The following is a 16,996-nucleotide window of genomic DNA, read 5'->3' as shown; positions in this document are numbered from 1 at the left end:
CGTCGCATCAGGCATTATGGCGCAGTTGCCGGATGCGGCATGAACGCCTTATCCGGCCTACGGGAACAGTGCTCTTTGTAGGCCTGATAAGACGCGTTAAGCGTCGCATCAGGCAACAAACTCACGGGTGAGCCACAAACCGGGAAAGCCGCTGGCGCAGCAGGCGGTTTTCCTGCTTCAGGTGCGCAATATCATCCATTAACGTCAGCGCCACCGCGATCCCCGGCCAGTCCAGAGCCAGTTCATGACGCAGGCGTACCGCGCGTTGCACCACAATGGCGGCATGGTCGTCAAATACCCAGGTTGTCTCCTGGATCTCACTCGGTTCAACCACCCCCAAACCGACAATTTCATTCAACTCCTCTTCAGAGATGCCGGTATGCAGGCAAAATTCGGTAATAGTAAAAGTCACCGTAACATTAGCCATTATGCTTTCCCCCAATCTTTACGTGGATCAAAAGACGACTGGGCGTCTGCCAGTTGCTGCCACAGCGCGGCAGTGTTTTCATCCGGTTTCGGCGGCATCACGATTTTCAGTACCGCATACAGATCGCCGGTCTGTTTTTTGCTCACCAGACCTTTGCCTTTAACGCGCAATCGTTGCCCGGCCTGGCTGCCAGGCGGGATAGTCAGCAAAATGCTTTCTTTCAGTGTTGGAACGGTGACTTTAGTACCCAGCGCCGCTTCCCACGGGCTAACCGGCACCACTATTTCCAGATCCTGGCCGACAATATCAAACAGCGGATGTGGCGCAATGTGAATCACCAGCCACAGGTCGCCATTTGGACCGCCGTTTTCGCCCGGCGTCCCCTGGCCTTTCAGGCGGATGCGTTGACCATTGCCGACGCCCGCCGGGATCTTCACATTCAGCGTTTTCGGGATTTCCTGTTCGATCATGCCAAAGGCGTTATAAACCGGCAGGTTATAGCTGATGGTACGCTTATGCTCAGTAAGCGTTTCTTCGAGGAAAACCGCCACTTCGATTTCAATATCGTGGCCGCGTGTGGCGGGGCGTTGACGGCTCTGGCGGGCATGCTGACCGAAAATTGACGAGAAGATATCGTCAAAATCTTCGGCGTTAAAACTCTGACCGTCGCCATGATGGAACTGACGGTTAAATTGCGGATCGTTGCGATGTTGCCACATCTGATCATACTCAGCGCGACGTTGTTCATCACTTAACACTTCCCAGGCTTCGGCGACCTCTTTGAAGCGGGCTTCGGCATCCGGTTCTTTGCTGACATCAGGATGGTATTTGCGGGCCAGTCGACGATAGGCGGTCTTGATTGTCTTGAGATCGTCCGTCGGTTTCACGCCCATGATGGCGTAATAATCCTTTAATTCCATAGCGTTATCTCGCGTAAATCAACACAAATTGAAGGAACCCCTGTAAGGTAACTCCTATAAGTGTAGGGTAATCCTCAAAATTTCATATGCCAACACAGAATATGTTATTGAAATCATCGCGGAGGGGAGGTTGCCTCAAGGTGGGAGGAACATATTTTATTTACCTCACTCCTGAACTTTTGGCTCATGCTTACAAGTTAAACAATAAGGAAAGGAATGCACAACTCGACTATTTAAATCGTTATGCAATTTAATGATAAAGACATGTGCTAAAAACCATTGCTATTAGTCTCACATTCTTTTTTTATTGGTAATGGTAACGCCGCTGATTTTCTTTATAGCTACTGATGTAATCATTAGCGGCGTAAACGAGGCCGGGGCTAATCAGGCATAGTTTGCGTCAAAACTTGCCTGTTTTTAAAGGGGAATATAGAAAAACAGGCGTTCAACGAGCCATTTTGCGAACCTGTTCCCGGAAAAATGACATATTTCTGTCACACTCTTTAATTATTGATAACAAAAGAGGTGTGAGGAATGAACAAAACGCTAATCGCCGCAACTGTGGCAGGGATAGTTTTACTCGCTTCAAATGCTCAGGCACAAACCGTACCGGAAGGCTATCAGCTACAGCAAGTCCTTATGATGAGCCGTCATAACTTACGTGCGCCGCTGGCGAACAATGGCAGTGTGCTGGAGCAGTCGACGCCGAATAAATGGCCTGAATGGGACGTCCCCGGTGGGCAGCTCACCACTAAAGGGGGCGTGCTCGAAGTGTATATGGGCCATTATATGCGTGAATGGCTGGCAGAACAGGGGATGGTGAAATCAGGGGAATGCCCGCCATCGGACACCGTTTATGCCTATGCCAATAGTCTGCAACGCACCGTCGCGACCGCGCAGTTCTTTATTACTGGCGCATTCCCTGGGTGTGATATTCCTGTTCATCACCAGGAAAAAATGGGCACTATGGACCCCACCTTTAACCCAGTGATCACCGATGATTCCGCCGCATTCAGTGAACAGGCGGTGGCGGCAATGGAGAAAGAGCTCAGCAAACTCCAGCTTACCGACAGCTACAAGCTACTGGAACAAATCGTTAACTATAAAGATTCTCCTGCGTGTAAAGAGAAGCAACAATGTTCGCTTGTAGATGGCAAAAATACCTTTAGCGCGAAGTATCAACAAGAACCGGGCGTTTCCGGGCCGCTGAAAGTCGGCAACTCGCTGGTAGATGCGTTTACTTTGCAATACTACGAAGGTTTTCCGATGGATCAGGTGGCCTGGGGAGAAATCAAATCTGACCAGCAGTGGAAGGTGTTGTCGAAGCTGAAAAACGGTTACCAGGACAGCCTGTTTACCTCACCGGAAGTGGCGCGCAATGTTGCGAAACCGCTGGTCAGTTATATCGACAAAGCCCTGGTCACCGATCGCACCAGTGCACCGAAAATCACGGTATTAGTTGGGCACGACTCCAACATTGCCTCTCTGTTAACGGCGCTGGATTTCAAACCGTATCAGTTGCATGACCAGAACGAACGCACGCCGATTGGCGGCAAAATCGTTTTCCAGCGTTGGCATGACAGCAAAGCCAATCGCGACCTGATGAAAATTGAATATGTGTACCAGAGTGCGGAACAGTTACGTAATGCCGATGCGTTAACCCTGCAGGCACCTGCGCAGCGCGTGACGCTGGAATTAAGCGGTTGCCCGATAGATGCCAACGGTTTTTGCCCAATGGATAAGTTTGATAGCGTATTGAATGAAGCGGTGAAATAACAGAAAACTCCCCCGCGTGAAGCGGGGGAGTCGCTGGTTAAACGTTTTTACGTTCGATGGTCTGTTCGCCCCAAAAAAGCGAATCTTTATCGGTCTTAGCAAAGGCTTTGACTAACACTTCATCGCTACCTTCTTCCCAAATCTTTTCCGCCATTTTTTCGTCGTACCCGGCGACTTCGAAAATGGCCTCGGCTATTTCCGGCGACGTATTGCGCAGAGATGCCCATTCACCGACGTGATGAGCTTTCGCTTCTTGAGTTGGCATGCGTATCCTCCTGTTGAAGATTAGCCGTTAAGTTTAACTGCCAGACCTGCGACATATTCCCCTTGATAACGAGCAATAGACAGTTCTTCCTGGCTGGGCTGGCGTGAACCGTCACCGCCTGCGATGGTGGTTGCGCCGTACGGCGTACCGCCGCGAACCTGTGAAACGTCAAATAATTCCTGCGCTGCGTAGCCAATGGGGACAATCACCATGCCGTGATGCGCAAGGGTCGTCCAGGTGGATGTGATGGTTTGTTCCTGACCGCCGCCAGTACCGGTGGAACTAAAGACGCTCGCCAGTTTTCCGTATAGTGCGCCGGAAGCCCACAGGCCGCCCGTCTGGTCGAGGAAGGTACGCATTTGACCGGACATGTTACCAAAGCGGGTAGGTGTACCAAAAATAATGGCGTCGTAATCGGCCAGTTCTTGCGGGGTTGCAACCGGTGCAGTTTGCGTTTTACCGCCTGCTTTTTCAAATAATTGCGGCGGCATGGTTTCCGGTACACGCTTAACGACAACTTCTGCGCCATCCACTTTGCTTGCACCCTCAGCAACTGCGCGTGCCATCGTTTCAATATGTCCGTACATGGAATAATAAAGCACCAGAACTTTAGCCATTTCTAACCACTCCTCGTGTTATCTCTATTCCGTAGCGATTCGCTACCACTTATTTAAAGATAAGACGTCCTTTTCAGAGTGCAAATTTCACAACCACTTATTTGATTTATAACAACTTTCACAAGCACGTAATTTTGTCGCAAAATGACACATTTTTATCTCATCGCGTTTTTTTAATCATAAGAGCGGCTTATGGATAATTATTGGAGATGATATCTATTCTCGCTAAGAAGCTGTTGCAGGATATTACCAAACGCGGGTCTGCCCGCGTCAGTTCACTAAGCTTAGTCCCACGTAGCGAAAATATGGCAGCCGCCATACGCCGCGTTAATTCTATGCAATATGATGTCTATACCCAGACGGAGGTCAGTAATGGCAAACCATCGAGGCGGTTCCGGCAATTTTGCAGAAGACCGCGAAAGAGCATCAGAAGCAGGTAAAAAAGGTGGACAGCACAGCGGGGGTAATTTCAAAAATGACCCGCAGCGCGCATCAGAAGCAGGTAAAAAAGGTGGCAAGAGCAGTCACGGTAAAAGCGACAACTAGCCGGGCTAATCAATGACGCATGCATTTTTGTCTGTAGCTCGTCAAAACGCCATCACCGCCGGTTACCCCGGCGGTTTTCTGTTTATGGCTCCTGATGAACAACTTCTGGCGGTGGAACGTCAACCAACCTTCTGCTTAACAACGCATTGAGTAAAATCGCGCCAAAGGTGGCTGTACCGATCCCTCCCAACGTAAAACCGCCCAGTGTGAGAGCAAAATCACCCGCACCCAGCACTAAGGTTACTGCGACCATAATCAAATTACCGTTCTGGCTTAAATCCACACTGTTTTGTACCCAGATCCGTGCGCCTGCGACGGCAATCAGCCCGAACACAACAATTGATGCACCACCAATCACCGCAGCCGGAATAGTATGGATCAGCGCGCCAAATTTCGGCGAAAAGCCCAACAGCATGGCGATGACGGCAGCGGCAACAAACACCAGCGTCGAGTAGACTTTTGTCACGGCCATCACACCGATATTCTCGGCGTAGGTGGTTACGCCGCTACCGCCGACAGAGCCAGAAAGCATCGTCGCCAGCCCATCGCCTACGAATGCCCGCCCCATATACGGGTCCATATTGCGTCCGGTCATCCCGGCGACCGCCTTGAGATGACCTAAGTTTTCCGCCACCAGAATCACCGCCACGGGCGCAATCAGCATCATTGCCTGACCATTAAAAGCAGGAGTGGAAAAATGTGGCAGACCGAACCAGGCAGCATGGCTGACGAGAGTAAAATCGACGGCTTTTCCCAGCCCTAAAACGTTGGTCATCACGCCATACAGCAGACAGGCGACAATTAATCCTACGAGAATCAATAATCGCTGGATCATGCCACGGGTAAATACGGCCACCAGCCCAATACATAGCACCGTCATTACCGCCATCCAGCTATCAAAGGCCGAAGCCGATACATTTTTCACTGCGATAGGCGCTAAGTTCAGGCCAATCGCCATCACTACCGCACCCGTCACAACCGGCGGCATTAGTCGTTCAATCCAGCGCGTACCGATTTTCATCACCACCAGGCCAATGACGGTATAAACCAGCCCACAGGCGATAATCCCGCCCAGCGCGATGCTGATATTCGGATTAATTCCCTGACCATTAAAGCCCGTCGCGGCAATCACCACGCCGACAAAAGCCGCGCTGGAACCGAGATAACTGGGCACGCGCCCGCCGGTAATAAAGAAAAACAGTAACGTGCCGATCCCCGACATTAAAATGGAAAGATTGGGATCCAGCCCCATCAGAATTGGCATTAACACCGTCGCGCCAAACATCGCCACCGCGTGTTGAACGCCCATTACTGCCGTTTGAGCAAACGGCAATCGTTCATCCGGCGCGACCACGCCGCTCTCTGTAGAGGTCGATTTTAACTGCCAGTGAGGAAAACCGAACATTGCCATCAGCTGTCTCCTTAAGGAGGTTAACAAGCAGGGCGCATCAGCGCGTGATAACTGCGATCGAACCACACCAGCCCGTAGGGTGTGGCGTGACGATGAATCGCTTCGATGGCGCAAAACAAAATGTCGTGGGTGCCGACGCTCACCACCTGGCTGATACGGCAGTCAAACGAAACCAGTGCCTCTTCCAGTTGCGGGCATCCGGTCACACCAGTCTGCCAGCGGGCGGCGGCAAAGCGGTGTTCCATGGGCGTTTTGCCGCCAAAAAGGTTTGAAAGCGACTCCTGCCCGGCGCTAAGTGTATTTACACACAGCGTTCGATTTTCATTGAATACCGGCCAGACGGACGCCCCACGATTCAGGCACACCAGTAATGTGGGCGGCGTGTCGGTCACGCTGCAGACGGCGCTGGCGGTGAACCCGGCGCGCCCGGCTGGACCGTCCGTAGTGATGATATTGACCGCCGCACCCATACAGGACATCGCATCGCGAAAGGTTTGTTGATCGACAATGTTCATTGTTTGCTCCTTACAACAGCCCGCAGGCTTCTTCAAAGGACAGACGTGGCAGGCGCGCAAAAAGTTTGCTGGAATCGCCATAGCCGATATTAATCAGCAGATTGCTCTTCAGCGTGCTGCCCGCAAAAAAGGCATCGTCAACGTATTGACGGTCAAAGCCCGACATCGGGCCGGTATCCAGCCCCAGCGCACGGCAGGCGACGATCAGATAGGCCGCCTGCATGGAACTGTTGCGAAACGCTGTTTCTTCGGCAAGTTGTGGACTGGAGGTAAACCAACTGCGGGCATCGCCGTGAGGAAACAGCTGTGGTAACCGTTCATAAAATTCACTGTCCCAGGCGACGATAGCGGTGACGGGCGCGGTCAGGGTTTTTTGCAGATTGCCGCTGGAAAGCGCCGGGCGCAGACGTTCTTTTCCTTCTGCAGTGCGGATAAACACGATCCGTGCCGGAGAACAGTTAGCAGATGTCGGCCCCCATTTCATCAGGGCATAAATCTCCCGTAACGTCTCATCGCTGACGGGGGGCTCCCGCCAGCCGTTGTGAGTGCGGGCATCGGTGAACAGGGTGCTAAGCGCACCTGGGCTAACGGCTTCGTTCATAGCAATTCCTTACAGAGCGGCTTCACGGTGATGTAACAGGCTGGCAAGCCCGTTGAGTAACAGAGCATTAAACGTTTCGGGATCGGTCACGTTGCAAGCGTGTCCGCCATAGCGCATCACCATTTTCTGGCTATCGGGCAGGGCGGCATGAAGTTCACTGGAACATGCTGTTGGCACCAGCAGATCATCACTGGCGCAGATGATTTGCACCGGGCAGCGGATACGATCCGCATGGTGACTAAAGTCAGCGCGTTTGAGGGCGTTAAGTCGACGCAGTAAATTATTTTTGCCTTGAAAATGCGCCAGTGCCAGCGCGTCTTCTGCCTCAAGGCGAGGTGCGCGGGCCGCCATCCAGTCGGCGGGATAGAGGAACAACGGCTGCGCTTCCACCCATGCCTGCGCGCCGCCGCTATGTAGTAACTGTTCGCGAACCTGAAAACAGCGGCGCGTATGGGCGTTTATTCGTAGCCAGCCGTTAACGCTGACCAGCACAGTTACCGACGCGGGATAATCCAGCGCCAGCTGCATTCCCACCAGCGCACCGAGCGCATGGCCGACCACCGCGTAACGCTCAATCCCTGCGGCTACCAGCGCCTGATGCAGTTCCGCTGCCATCTGGGCGATACTGTAATCTTCTGCCAGCGTGTCGGGATTATTGCCGGTGCCGCGCTGGTCGTAACAGACTACCTGATACTCCTGATCCAGCACCGCCAGTTGCGGTAACCAGTAACTGCCGCTACCGCCAAGACCCGAAATCAACACCACTACGGGCGCATCAGCATAAGGGGGAGGTGAGAGTGAAAGTTTCATCGCGGCCTCACTTGGCGATATGCGCAATTGTGGCGATTTCCACCAGCGCGTCAGGTTTTACCAGTCCGCACTGAATGCAGAATCGCGCCGGTTTGTCACCCGGGAAAAACTCGGCGTAGATTTCGTTAATCGCGGCGTAATTTTTCCAGTCGGTAATAAAGATGCTGTTGAAGGTCACATCCGCCATCGTGCCACCCGCCGTCTCGATGACCTTGCGGATGGTTTCCAGAACGTGGCGGGTTTGCGCCTTTGGGTCATCGGCAAACAGCACGTTGTTATGTTGATCAAAAGCCAGCGTACCGGAGACATACACCACGCCATCAGCCAGCGTGCCGGGAACGAAGGGGGCCAGCGGTGCGCTGCTGCCAGCAGGAATAATTACGGATTTTGGCATCGTTAAACTCCTTAAGCGATACGAGCAAAGGACGTGGAAGAAAGCGCGTCGCAGAACGTTTCGACGTCGCTGACCCAGCCAAAAAAGGTTTCGATATTGAACAACGCGGCTTTCTGTGCAAATTCCGGCCCCGCCTGGTGTGTTGCGTCTTCCAGCACCACGCCGAAATACTCCAGAAAAAAGCCGTCGCGTAGCGTCGATTCGACGCAGACGTTGGTAGCGATACCGGTGAAAACCAGATGGCGTATTCCACGGCTGCGCAAAATGCTGTCCAGCGGCGTATTGAAGAAACCGCTGTAGCGCGGCTTCGGCAGCACAATATCGCCAGGCTGCGGCATCAGTTCATCCACCAGTTGATAATCCCAGGAGCCTTTCGCCAGCAATTTCCCCTGCAGCTGCGGCTGATTACGCATGGTTTTCAGGGCGTTCGATTTATGAAAATTTGGTGAGCCGGGGCCGCCAGCCTCGACATACTGTTCATCCCAGCCATTTTGAAACCAGATGATCAGCATCCCTGCCGTTCGCGCTGCGGTCACGGCGGTTTGAATGTTGGCAATGACCGGGCGAGTGGTTGAGACATCAAACCCGGCGAGATCTAAGTAGCCGCCTGGCGTGGCATAGGCATTTTGCATATCCACCACGATCAGCGCAGTTTGCTGCGGATCGAAGGTAATGGCTTCCGGTCGTGCGGTTAAGGTCGTCATCATGCCACCTCCTGAGTCAGCGCAGGGAGATGGGCGCGGCACTGCATCAGTGGTTGAATGCGCTCGCCGAAGTTTTCGATTCCCGACAGAAAATCATCGAAGGTCAACAGCACGCCTTCGGCACCAGGCACGCTTGCGACTTCATCTAACATGCGCGCGACACTGGCGTAAGAACCGACTAACGTCCCCATATTGATGTTTACCGCCGAAGTGGGATCGGCCATCTGACGGACGTTGGTGTCTGTACCGGAGCGGGTATCTTTCTGACTTTGTTCGGTTAGCCAGCTTAACGCCTCTTCATCCGCGCCCGCTTTGTAGTGTTCCCATTTGGCGCGAGCGGCATTGTCGGTTTCGTCGGCAATCACCATAAACAACACATAAGAGCCAACGTCGCGTCCGGTTTGCTCTGCGGCCTGTTTCATCCGCGCAGCGGTCGGGGCGAAAGCCGTGGGTGTATTTACGCCTTTGCCGAAACAGAAGTTAAAATCGGCATACCGGGCGGAGAACGCCATGCCAGCGTCGCTTTGCCCGGCGCAGATCACTTTCATGGGGACACTCGGTTGCGGACTGACGCGACAATCATCCATAGTGAAAAAATCGCCTTTAAAATCGCTTTTCCCCGAGCCCCACAGGTCGCGCAGCACCTGAACATATTCGGTGAGATAGTCGTAACGACGGGAGAAATAGTCATCGCCAGGCCAGATCCCCATCTGCTCATACTCGGGCTTCTGCCAGCCAGTCACGAGGTTGACGCCAAAACGCCCGCCAGAGATGGAGTCGATGGTTGCGGCCATACGGGCGACGATTGCCGGAGGTAACGTTAAGGTGGCAGCTGTCGCGTATATCTGAATGCGTGAGGTGACGGCTGCCAGCCCCGCCATCAAGGTGAACGACTCAAGGTTGTGATCCCAGAACTCAGTTTTGCCGCCAAAGCCACGCAGTTTGATCATCGACAGGGCGAAATCGAAATGGTAGTGCTCCGCTTTTTGCACAATGGCTTTATTCAGTTCAAATGTCGGCATGTACTGCGGCGCGTGGGTCGAAATGAGCCAGCCGTTGTTGCCAATAGGTACGAATACGCCAATTTTCATCATCAACCTCTCTTCGTCTCGTAAAGTGAAAGTCAGACGGGGCGCTGCATCCTGCATATCCTTTTCAGCCGCGTAATGGCTTGTTTGCAAAGCGGATGCCAGTTTTTAAAAAGTGAATGTTATTAATGTGTTAATGTTAAGTTGTCTAAAATGCCTAAAAAAAAGTGGACTAAACGGTCAAAACAGTTGCACATAAAACATGCATTCGTGCGCGATGAGAGTGCAGAAGGTCGAGGCCGGGCGGGGGTTTTGCTATCCTGTTGCCAATCAACAAGAGGGGAGAGCGCATGACGCAAGGCGCAGTGAAAACAACGGGTAAGCGTTCGCGCGCAGTAAGCGCGAAGAAAAAAGCGATTCTTAGCGCAGCACTGGACACTTTTTCACAATTCGGTTTTCACGGCACAAGGCTGGAGCAGATCGCGGAGTTGGCGGGTGTTTCAAAAACCAATCTGCTGTATTACTTTCCGTCAAAAGAGGCGCTGTATATAGCCGTACTGCGGCAGATTCTCGATATCTGGCTGGCACCGTTAAAAGCGTTTCGAGAAGATTTCGCCCCGCTGGCGGCGATCAAAGAATACATCCGTCTGAAGCTGGAAGTTTCCCGCGATTATCCGCAGGCTTCGCGCCTGTTCTGTATGGAGATGCTGGCAGGTGCACCGCTGTTAATGGATGAACTGACGGGCGATTTGAAGGCATTAATTGATGAGAAATCGGCGCTCATTGCCGGTTGGGTTAAAAGCGGCAAACTCGCGCCGATTGACCCGCAGCATTTGATTTTTATGATTTGGGCTTCCACTCAACATTACGCCGATTTTGCCCCTCAGGTGGAGGCGGTGACAGGCGCGACGTTGCGCGATGAGGTGTTTTTCAATCAAACGGTTGAAAACGTGCAGCGGATTATTATTGAGGGGATTCGACCACGTTAAAGATGCCGGAGGAGGTTGTAACATCCTCCGGCTACCTGTTTAACCGATCGTCATTAAACTGGCGTTACCGCCAGCAGCAGCGGTATTCACACTCAGCGAACGCTCGATATACAGCCGTTCCAGAAGGATATTGCTTTCGCCACGGGCAAAACCCTGCACCGAAACAATTGCACCATCCCGTGCGGCAACGGCTTCACACAATGCGCGAAGCTGATCCGAATCACCGTGGAAGATCACCGCATCAAATGGTTGAGCGGTTATATTTTCCGCTTTCGCCAGTTGAATACGTTCGCTGACTGCCGATGGCAATGCCTTCACTAACTGACGATGCAGCGCATCATCCGGCCACAGCACCTGGCTACCCACCGCCAGCACGGCGGCGAGCTGAGTCAGCGCATCCTGTTCATCATCCGCAATACACAACACGCGCTCACGCGGCAGCAGCGTCCAGGTGTTGCGTTCACCCGTCGGCCCTGGCAACAATCGTTGTGTTCCTGCCTGCGCCAACTCGCCATATTGCGTACATAACGCCTGCAATTCTGGACGGTTTGCCGCCCATTCCCGCAGTGCATTTAGCGGCTGAGTCAATGCGGCTTTCAACTGCGCATCGACCGGATACTCCGCATCCTGACGCGCGAGCGTCACCGCCAGCGCACTTTCCGGGCGATTCGCCAGCAGACGGTAGAGATAGAGCGGACCGCCTGCTTTCGGCCCGGTACCGGACAACCCTTCGCCGCCGAACGGTTGCACCCCAACCACCGCGCCCACCATATTACGGTTAACGTACAGATTACCGACCTGGGCCGAGCCAGTGACCTGGGCAATGGTTTCATCAATACGCGTATGAACGCCAAGCGTCAGACCATAGCCGGAAGCGTTAATCTGCTCGATCAGCTCTGGGAGCTGGTTACGGTTGTAACGCACCACATGCAGCACCGGACCAAAGACCTCTTTTTGTAATTCGGCAAAGTCATCCAGTTCGATCAGCGTCGGAGCGACAAAGGTGCCGCTTTGCCATTCACGGGCATCTTCGCTGTTTTCCCGCACCGCCTGGAACACCTGGCGGCCTTTACTACGCATGGTCTGAATATGACGCTCGATATTGGCTTTCGCTTCGCTATCAATCACCGGACCGATATCGGTGGTCAGGCGACCCGGATTACCCATCCGGCATTCGGCCATTGCGCCGCGCAGCATTTTCAGCGTGTGGTCGGCAATCTCATCTTGCAGGCACAGCACGCGCAGTGCCGAACAACGCTGACCTGCACTGTCGAACGCCGAGGCCAGCACATCTATTACGACTTGTTCGGTCAGTGCTGAAGAATCGACAATCATCGCGTTCATGCCGCCGGTTTCCGCAATGAGCGGAATTGGGCGACCCTGAGCGTCCAGGCGGCTGGCGATATTGCGTTGCAGTAACGTAGCGACTTCGGTTGAACCGGTAAACATCACCCCGCGCACGCGTTCATCACCCGTCAGTTGCGCGCCCACGGTTTCACCCCGACCTGGCAGCAATTGCACCACGCCTGGCGGTACACCCGCTTCCAGCAAAATGGCGATCCCTTGCGCGGCAATCAGCGGCGTTTGTTCTGCCGGTTTTGCCAGCACGCTGTTACCTGCCGCCAGTGCGGCAGCGATCTGCCCGGTGAAAATAGCCAGCGGGAAGTTCCACGGACTGATACATACCACAGGCCCTAATGGACGGTGGGTTTCGTTAGCGAAATCATCCCGCACCTGTCCGGCATAGTAGTGGAGAAAATCGACCGCTTCGCGCACTTCGGCAATGGCGTTACTGAAGGTTTTTCCGGCTTCACGCACCAGAATACCAATCAGTTGCTGCATCTGGCTTTCCATTAGCACGGCAGCGCGATGCAAAATCGCCGCGCGTTCAGCCGGAGGAGTGGCAAACCAGATTGGCGCGTTATTAACCGCACTTTCCAGCGCCTGTTCTACTTCACGCGGCGTGGCTTCACGCACATAGCCCACAATATCTTTCGGTTCCGCAGGGTTAATAACGGGCGACATCTCACCAGCCGCGACCGATTGTTCCAGCATTGGCAAGGCCTGCCATTTTTGCAGTGCACTATTGAGCAGGGCAGAGGAGAGCGAGGCCAGACGGTGTTCGTTAGCGAGATCCAGCCCTGCCGAGTTGTCGCGCCCGTGACCGTAAAGATCGCGCGGCAGGGGAATTTTCGGATGCGGTAATCCAGTTTGCCCTTCCTGTTGCGCCAGTTTTTCTACAGCAGTGACTGGATCGGCGACCAGTTCATCCAGTGGCAAAGAGGTGTCGGCAATACGGTTAACAAACGAGGTGTTAGCACCGTTTTCCAGCAGGCGGCGCACCAGATATGCCAGCAGCGTTTCATGTGTACCGACCGGAGCATAAATACGACACGGACGGTTAAGTTTGCCGTCGGCAACTTTCCCGGTGACCTGCTCATACAGTGGCTCGCCCATACCATGCAGGCACTGGAACTCGTACTGACCCGGGTAGTAGTTTTGACCCGCCAGTTGATAAATTGCCGCCAGCGTATGGGCGTTGTGCGTCGCGAACTGCGGGTAGATTAGATTTGGCACCGCCAGCAGTTTTTTCGCACAGGCAAGATAAGAAACGTCGGTATACACCTTGCGGGTATAAACCGGATAACCTTCAAGGCCGTCCATCTGTGCACGCTTGATTTCACTATCCCAGTACGCGCCTTTCACCAGGCGAATCATCAGACGGCGACGGCTGCGGGTGGCGAGATCAATCAGGTAATCGATCACCAACGGGCAGCGTTTTTGATAAGCCTGAATAACAAAACCGATGCCGTTCCAGCCTGCCAGTTCAGGCTCGAAACAGAGTTTTTCCAGCAGATCGAGGGAGATCTCCAGACGATCGGCCTCTTCGGCATCGATGTTAATACCAATATCGTACTGACGCGCCAGCAGGGTGAGTGATTTCAGACGCGGGTAAAGCTCTTCCATTACCCGGTCATACTGGGCGCGGCTATAACGCGGATGTAGCGCCGACAGCTTGATTGAAATGCCCGGACCTTCATAGATGCCACGACCGTTAGACGCTTTACCAATGGCGTGAATCGCCTGCTGATAGGAAACCATATACGCTTGTGCATCTGCGGCAGTCAGTGCGGCTTCGCCCAGCATATCGTAAGAGTAACGGAAACCTTTCTCTTCCAGTTTGCGGGCATTGGCTAACGCTTCCGCGATGGTTTCGCCCGTGACGAACTGCTCGCCCATCAGGCGCATCGCCATATCCACACCTTTGCGGATCAGCGGTTCACCGCTCTTACCGATAATGCGGTTCAGCGAGCGGGAGAGGCTGGCTTCGTTATGGGTGGAAACCAGTTTGCCGGTAAACAGCAGCCCCCAGGTAGCGGCATTAACAAACAGGGACGGGCTACGACCAATGTGTGACTGCCAGTTACCGTTACTGATTTTGTCGCGAATTAACGCGTCACGGGTGGCTTTGTCGGGAATACGCAACAACGCTTCCGCCAGACACATCAGCGCCACGCCTTCCTGCGATGACAACGAAAACTCCTGCAATAACCCCTGAACCATACCTGCGCGACCACTGGCGTTTTTTTGATTACGCAGTTTATCGGCCAGTTGATACGCCAGTTTGTGCGCCTGTTCAGCTACTGGCTGCGGCAGGCGAGCTTGTTCCAGCAGCATAGAAACCGCTTCGGTTTCCGGGCGGCGATAGGCGGCGGTGATGGCGGCGCGGGAAACCGACTGGGGCAATATTTGCTCGGCAAAGTCGAGGAAAGGCTGGTGTGGTTCCTCTGCCGGAGTCGGTGCTTCATCGCTCTCATTGGCCGCGCCAGAAAGCAGCGCTGGTAGCTCCGGGAGAGTATCGCTGTTTTCCAGTTGTTCAAGATAAGAAAAAATCGCCTGTTTAATTAACCAGTGTGGTGTGCGATCGATACGTGTCGCGGCAGACTTAATACGCTCACGCGTCGCGTCGTCCAGCTTAACCCCCATGGTGGTGGTTCCCATGCCATTACTCCTGTTGTTCTGAAAGGTGCAACTTAACGTTATCGTGAAATATCCATGATGTTGCAACTTTGTGCAACCGTGTTAAATGTGACCTGCGTAGCAAGCTTAAAAATGAATGAAATGTTAATAAACGAAATCGATATGACAGGGATTAAAAAAATAACTCAGACTTTTTCTCTGCGGCAGTTAACATTTTTGAAAGGTGCAACCGCAAAAAATGTGAGAGAGTGCAACCTGATGAAAAATAGTGTCGCTGAGCACTAAAATTTAATGTAAATGGTGTGTTAAATCGATTGTGAATAACCAGCGCTTCCGGCAGGATACGGTCGCCCTGGTAAAACATAAACTCTGTTACCCCGTTCCGGTGGCAGATATAACGGCAAGTTTCGACATTGCCGATAATAATTTTTTGGAGACTTTAGATGGCTATTAGCACACCGATGTTGGTGACATTTTGTGTCTATATCTTTGGCATGATATTGATTGGGTTTATCGCCTGGCGATCAACGAAAAACTTCGACGACTATATTCTGGGCGGTCGTAGTCTTGGGCCATTCGTGACGGCATTATCGGCGGGTGCGTCGGATATGAGCGGCTGGCTGTTAATGGGGTTGCCAGGCGCTGTTTTTCTTTCCGGGATTTCCGAAAGCTGGATCGCCATTGGTCTGACATTAGGCGCGTGGATCAACTGGAAGCTGGTGGCCGGGCGGTTGCGTGTGCATACCGAATACAACAATAACGCCTTAACATTGCCGGATTATTTCACCGGGCGCTTTGAAGATAAAAGCCGCATTTTGCGCATTATCTCCGCGCTGGTTATTTTGCTGTTCTTCACCATTTATTGCGCTTCGGGCATTGTGGCAGGCGCGCGTCTGTTTGAAAGTACCTTTGGCATGAGCTACGAAACGGCTCTGTGGGCGGGGGCTGCGGCGACGATCCTTTACACCTTTATTGGCGGTTTCCTCGCGGTGAGCTGGACTGACACTGTACAGGCCAGCCTGATGATTTTTGCCCTGATCCTGACGCCGGTTATCGTGATCATTAGCGTCGGTGGGTTTGGCGACTCGCTGGAAGTAATCAAACAAAAGAGCATCGAAAACGTGGATATGCTCAAAGGGTTGAATTTTGTCGCCATTATCTCGCTGATGGGGTGGGGGCTGGGTTACTTCGGGCAGCCGCACATCCTGGCGCGTTTTATGGCGGCAGATTCTCACCACAGCATTGTCCATGCGCGTCGTATCAGTATGACCTGGATGATCCTCTGCCTGGCAGGGGCGGTGGCTGTCGGCTTCTTTGGTATCGCTTACTTTAACGAGCACCCGGCGGTAGCAGGTGCGGTAAACCAGAACGCTGAACGCGTGTTTATTGAACTGGCGCAAATTCTGTTTAACCCGTGGATTGCCGGGATTTTGCTGTCGGCGATTCTGGCGGCGGTAATGTCAACGTTAAGTTGCCAGCTGCTGGTATGTTCCAGTGCGATTACCGAAGATTTATACAAAGCGTTTCTGCGTAAACAGGCCAGCCAGAAAGAGCTGGTGTGGGTAGGGCGAGTGATGGTGCTGGTGGTGGCGCTGGTGGCGATTGCGCTGGCGGCAAACCCGGAAAACCGCGTGCTGGGCTTAGTGAGCTACGCGTGGGCAGGCTTTGGCGCAGCGTTTGGTCCGGTGGTGCTGTTCTCGGTGATGTGGTCACGCATGACGCGCAACGGTGCGCTGGCGGGGATGATCATCGGTGCGCTGACGGTTATCGTCTGGAAACAGTTCGGTTGGCTGGGTCTGTACGAAATTATTCCGGGCTTTATCTTCGGCAGTATCGGGATTGTAGTGTTTAGTTTGCTGGGTAAAGCGCCGTCAGCGGCGATGCAAAAACGCTTTGCCGAGGCCGATGCGCACTATCATTCGGCTCCGCCGTCACGGTTGCAGGAAGGGTAAGGGAAGGCGTTTTACCGGAAATTTCACGTCATAACAGGAAGCAGGCAGAGGGCAATCAGT

Annotated in this window: 17 protein-coding genes and 1 pseudogene; 6 read left to right on the top strand and 12 right to left on the bottom strand. The window is 53.3% G+C overall.

Translation table 11 applies throughout. From position 1 onward, the window contains the following. Positions 1–121: 121 nt before the first annotated feature. Positions 122–427, bottom strand: a complete 306-nt coding sequence (gene cbpM, locus C4F37_RS00650; protein ID WP_000024569.1) for a chaperone modulator CbpM — start codon at positions 425–427, stop codon at positions 122–124. After that, positions 427–1,347 (bottom strand): curved DNA-binding protein, encoded by a 921-nt coding sequence (gene cbpA / locus C4F37_RS00645; protein WP_000420625.1) that lies wholly within the window; start codon positions 1,345–1,347, stop codon positions 427–429. Before cbpA ends, cbpM begins: the two co-directional genes overlap by 1 nt. A 152-nt stretch (positions 1,348–1,499) precedes the next feature. Here cbpA and C4F37_RS27680 point away from each other — a divergent pair. Continuing rightward, a pseudogene (locus C4F37_RS27680) lies at positions 1,500–1,601 on the top strand (hypothetical protein); the annotation flags it as partial. A gap of 280 nt (positions 1,602–1,881) precedes the next feature. After that, positions 1,882–3,123 (top strand): bifunctional glucose-1-phosphatase/inositol phosphatase, encoded by a 1,242-nt coding sequence (gene agp / locus C4F37_RS00640; protein ID WP_001773887.1) that lies wholly within the window; start codon positions 1,882–1,884, stop codon positions 3,121–3,123. Positions 3,124–3,160: 37 nt separating this feature from the next. Here the strand turns inward: agp and C4F37_RS00635 are convergent, their stop codons facing one another. Together C4F37_RS00635 and wrbA are read right to left on the bottom strand one after the other, a co-directional pair. After that, positions 3,161–3,388, bottom strand: a complete 228-nt coding sequence (locus C4F37_RS00635) for a YccJ family protein (protein ID WP_001143120.1) — start codon at positions 3,386–3,388, stop codon at positions 3,161–3,163. Between the two features lie 20 nt (positions 3,389–3,408). Continuing rightward, positions 3,409–4,005 (bottom strand): NAD(P)H:quinone oxidoreductase, encoded by a 597-nt coding sequence (gene wrbA / locus C4F37_RS00630; protein ID WP_001151437.1) that lies wholly within the window; start codon positions 4,003–4,005, stop codon positions 3,409–3,411. Between the two features lie 372 nt (positions 4,006–4,377). Between wrbA and C4F37_RS00620 the strand changes: the two genes are divergently transcribed. Beyond that, a complete protein-coding gene (locus C4F37_RS00620) occupies positions 4,378–4,551 on the top strand; it encodes a general stress protein (protein WP_001273658.1) in 174 nt (57 codons plus the stop codon). Positions 4,552–4,633: 82 nt separating this feature from the next. On the opposite strand, the gene rutG is transcribed toward C4F37_RS00620, so the two are convergent. From rutG to rutA, 7 genes are read right to left on the bottom strand one after another with little or no spacing between them, the layout of a single operon-like run. After that, positions 4,634–5,962 (bottom strand): pyrimidine utilization transport protein G, encoded by a 1,329-nt coding sequence (rutG, locus tag C4F37_RS00615; RefSeq protein WP_001298362.1) that lies wholly within the window; start codon positions 5,960–5,962, stop codon positions 4,634–4,636. 20 nt (positions 5,963–5,982) lie between these two features. Beyond that, on the bottom strand, positions 5,983–6,477 hold the full coding sequence (rutF, locus tag C4F37_RS00610; RefSeq protein WP_001028102.1) for an NADH-dependent FMN reductase RutF: 495 nt from the start codon (positions 6,475–6,477) through the stop codon (positions 5,983–5,985). A 10-nt stretch (positions 6,478–6,487) separates the two neighbouring features. Then, positions 6,488–7,078, bottom strand: coding sequence for a malonic semialdehyde reductase (locus C4F37_RS00605; RefSeq protein ID WP_001001162.1), 591 nt, complete (start codon positions 7,076–7,078; stop codon positions 6,488–6,490). 9 nt (positions 7,079–7,087) lie between these two features. Further along, positions 7,088–7,888 carry a pyrimidine utilization protein D gene (gene rutD, locus C4F37_RS00600; protein WP_001337722.1) on the bottom strand — a complete coding sequence of 267 codons (801 nt, stop codon included), beginning with the start codon at positions 7,886–7,888 and terminating at the stop codon, positions 7,088–7,090. A gap of 7 nt (positions 7,889–7,895) precedes the next feature. After that, entirely contained in the window at positions 7,896–8,282 is a 387-nt protein-coding gene (gene rutC, locus C4F37_RS00595) for a 3-aminoacrylate deaminase (RefSeq protein ID WP_001126780.1), read from the bottom strand. Positions 8,283–8,293: 11 nt separating this feature from the next. Then, positions 8,294–8,986, bottom strand: a complete 693-nt coding sequence (rutB, locus tag C4F37_RS00590; RefSeq protein ID WP_024186820.1) for a peroxyureidoacrylate/ureidoacrylate amidohydrolase RutB — start codon at positions 8,984–8,986, stop codon at positions 8,294–8,296. Beyond that, entirely contained in the window at positions 8,986–10,077 is a 1,092-nt protein-coding gene (rutA, locus tag C4F37_RS00585) for a pyrimidine utilization protein A (RefSeq protein WP_001538538.1), read from the bottom strand. The genes rutB and rutA overlap by 1 nt, the downstream gene beginning before the upstream one ends. A 287-nt stretch (positions 10,078–10,364) precedes the next feature. Between rutA and rutR the strand changes: the two genes are divergently transcribed. Continuing rightward, entirely contained in the window at positions 10,365–11,003 is a 639-nt protein-coding gene (rutR, locus tag C4F37_RS00580) for an HTH-type transcriptional regulator RutR (protein ID WP_000191701.1), read from the top strand. Between the two features lie 39 nt (positions 11,004–11,042). Here rutR and putA read toward each other — a convergent pair whose 3' ends face one another. Further along, on the bottom strand, positions 11,043–15,005 hold the full coding sequence (putA, locus tag C4F37_RS00575) for a trifunctional transcriptional regulator/proline dehydrogenase/L-glutamate gamma-semialdehyde dehydrogenase (RefSeq protein ID WP_001538539.1): 3,963 nt from the start codon (positions 15,003–15,005) through the stop codon (positions 11,043–11,045). Positions 15,006–15,059: 54 nt separating this feature from the next. Here putA and C4F37_RS00570 point away from each other — a divergent pair, with 54 nt between their 5' ends. Both C4F37_RS00570 and putP read left to right on the top strand, forming a co-directional pair. After that, positions 15,060–15,269, top strand: coding sequence for a hypothetical protein (locus tag C4F37_RS00570; protein WP_000979523.1), 210 nt, complete (start codon positions 15,060–15,062; stop codon positions 15,267–15,269). 158 nt (positions 15,270–15,427) lie between these two features. Continuing rightward, on the top strand, positions 15,428–16,936 hold the full coding sequence (putP, locus tag C4F37_RS00560; protein WP_001018494.1) for a sodium/proline symporter PutP: 1,509 nt from the start codon (positions 15,428–15,430) through the stop codon (positions 16,934–16,936). Positions 16,937–16,996 lie beyond the last annotated feature (60 nt).

Origin of the sequence: Escherichia sp. R1 (genome assembly GCF_003000935.1) — a bacterium.
In the GTDB taxonomy this organism is placed as follows: Bacteria; Pseudomonadota; Gammaproteobacteria; order Enterobacterales; family Enterobacteriaceae; genus Escherichia; species Escherichia coli.
The sequence above is the reverse complement of the archived record's forward strand: the minus strand, read 5'-3'. Positions and strand labels throughout refer to the sequence as shown.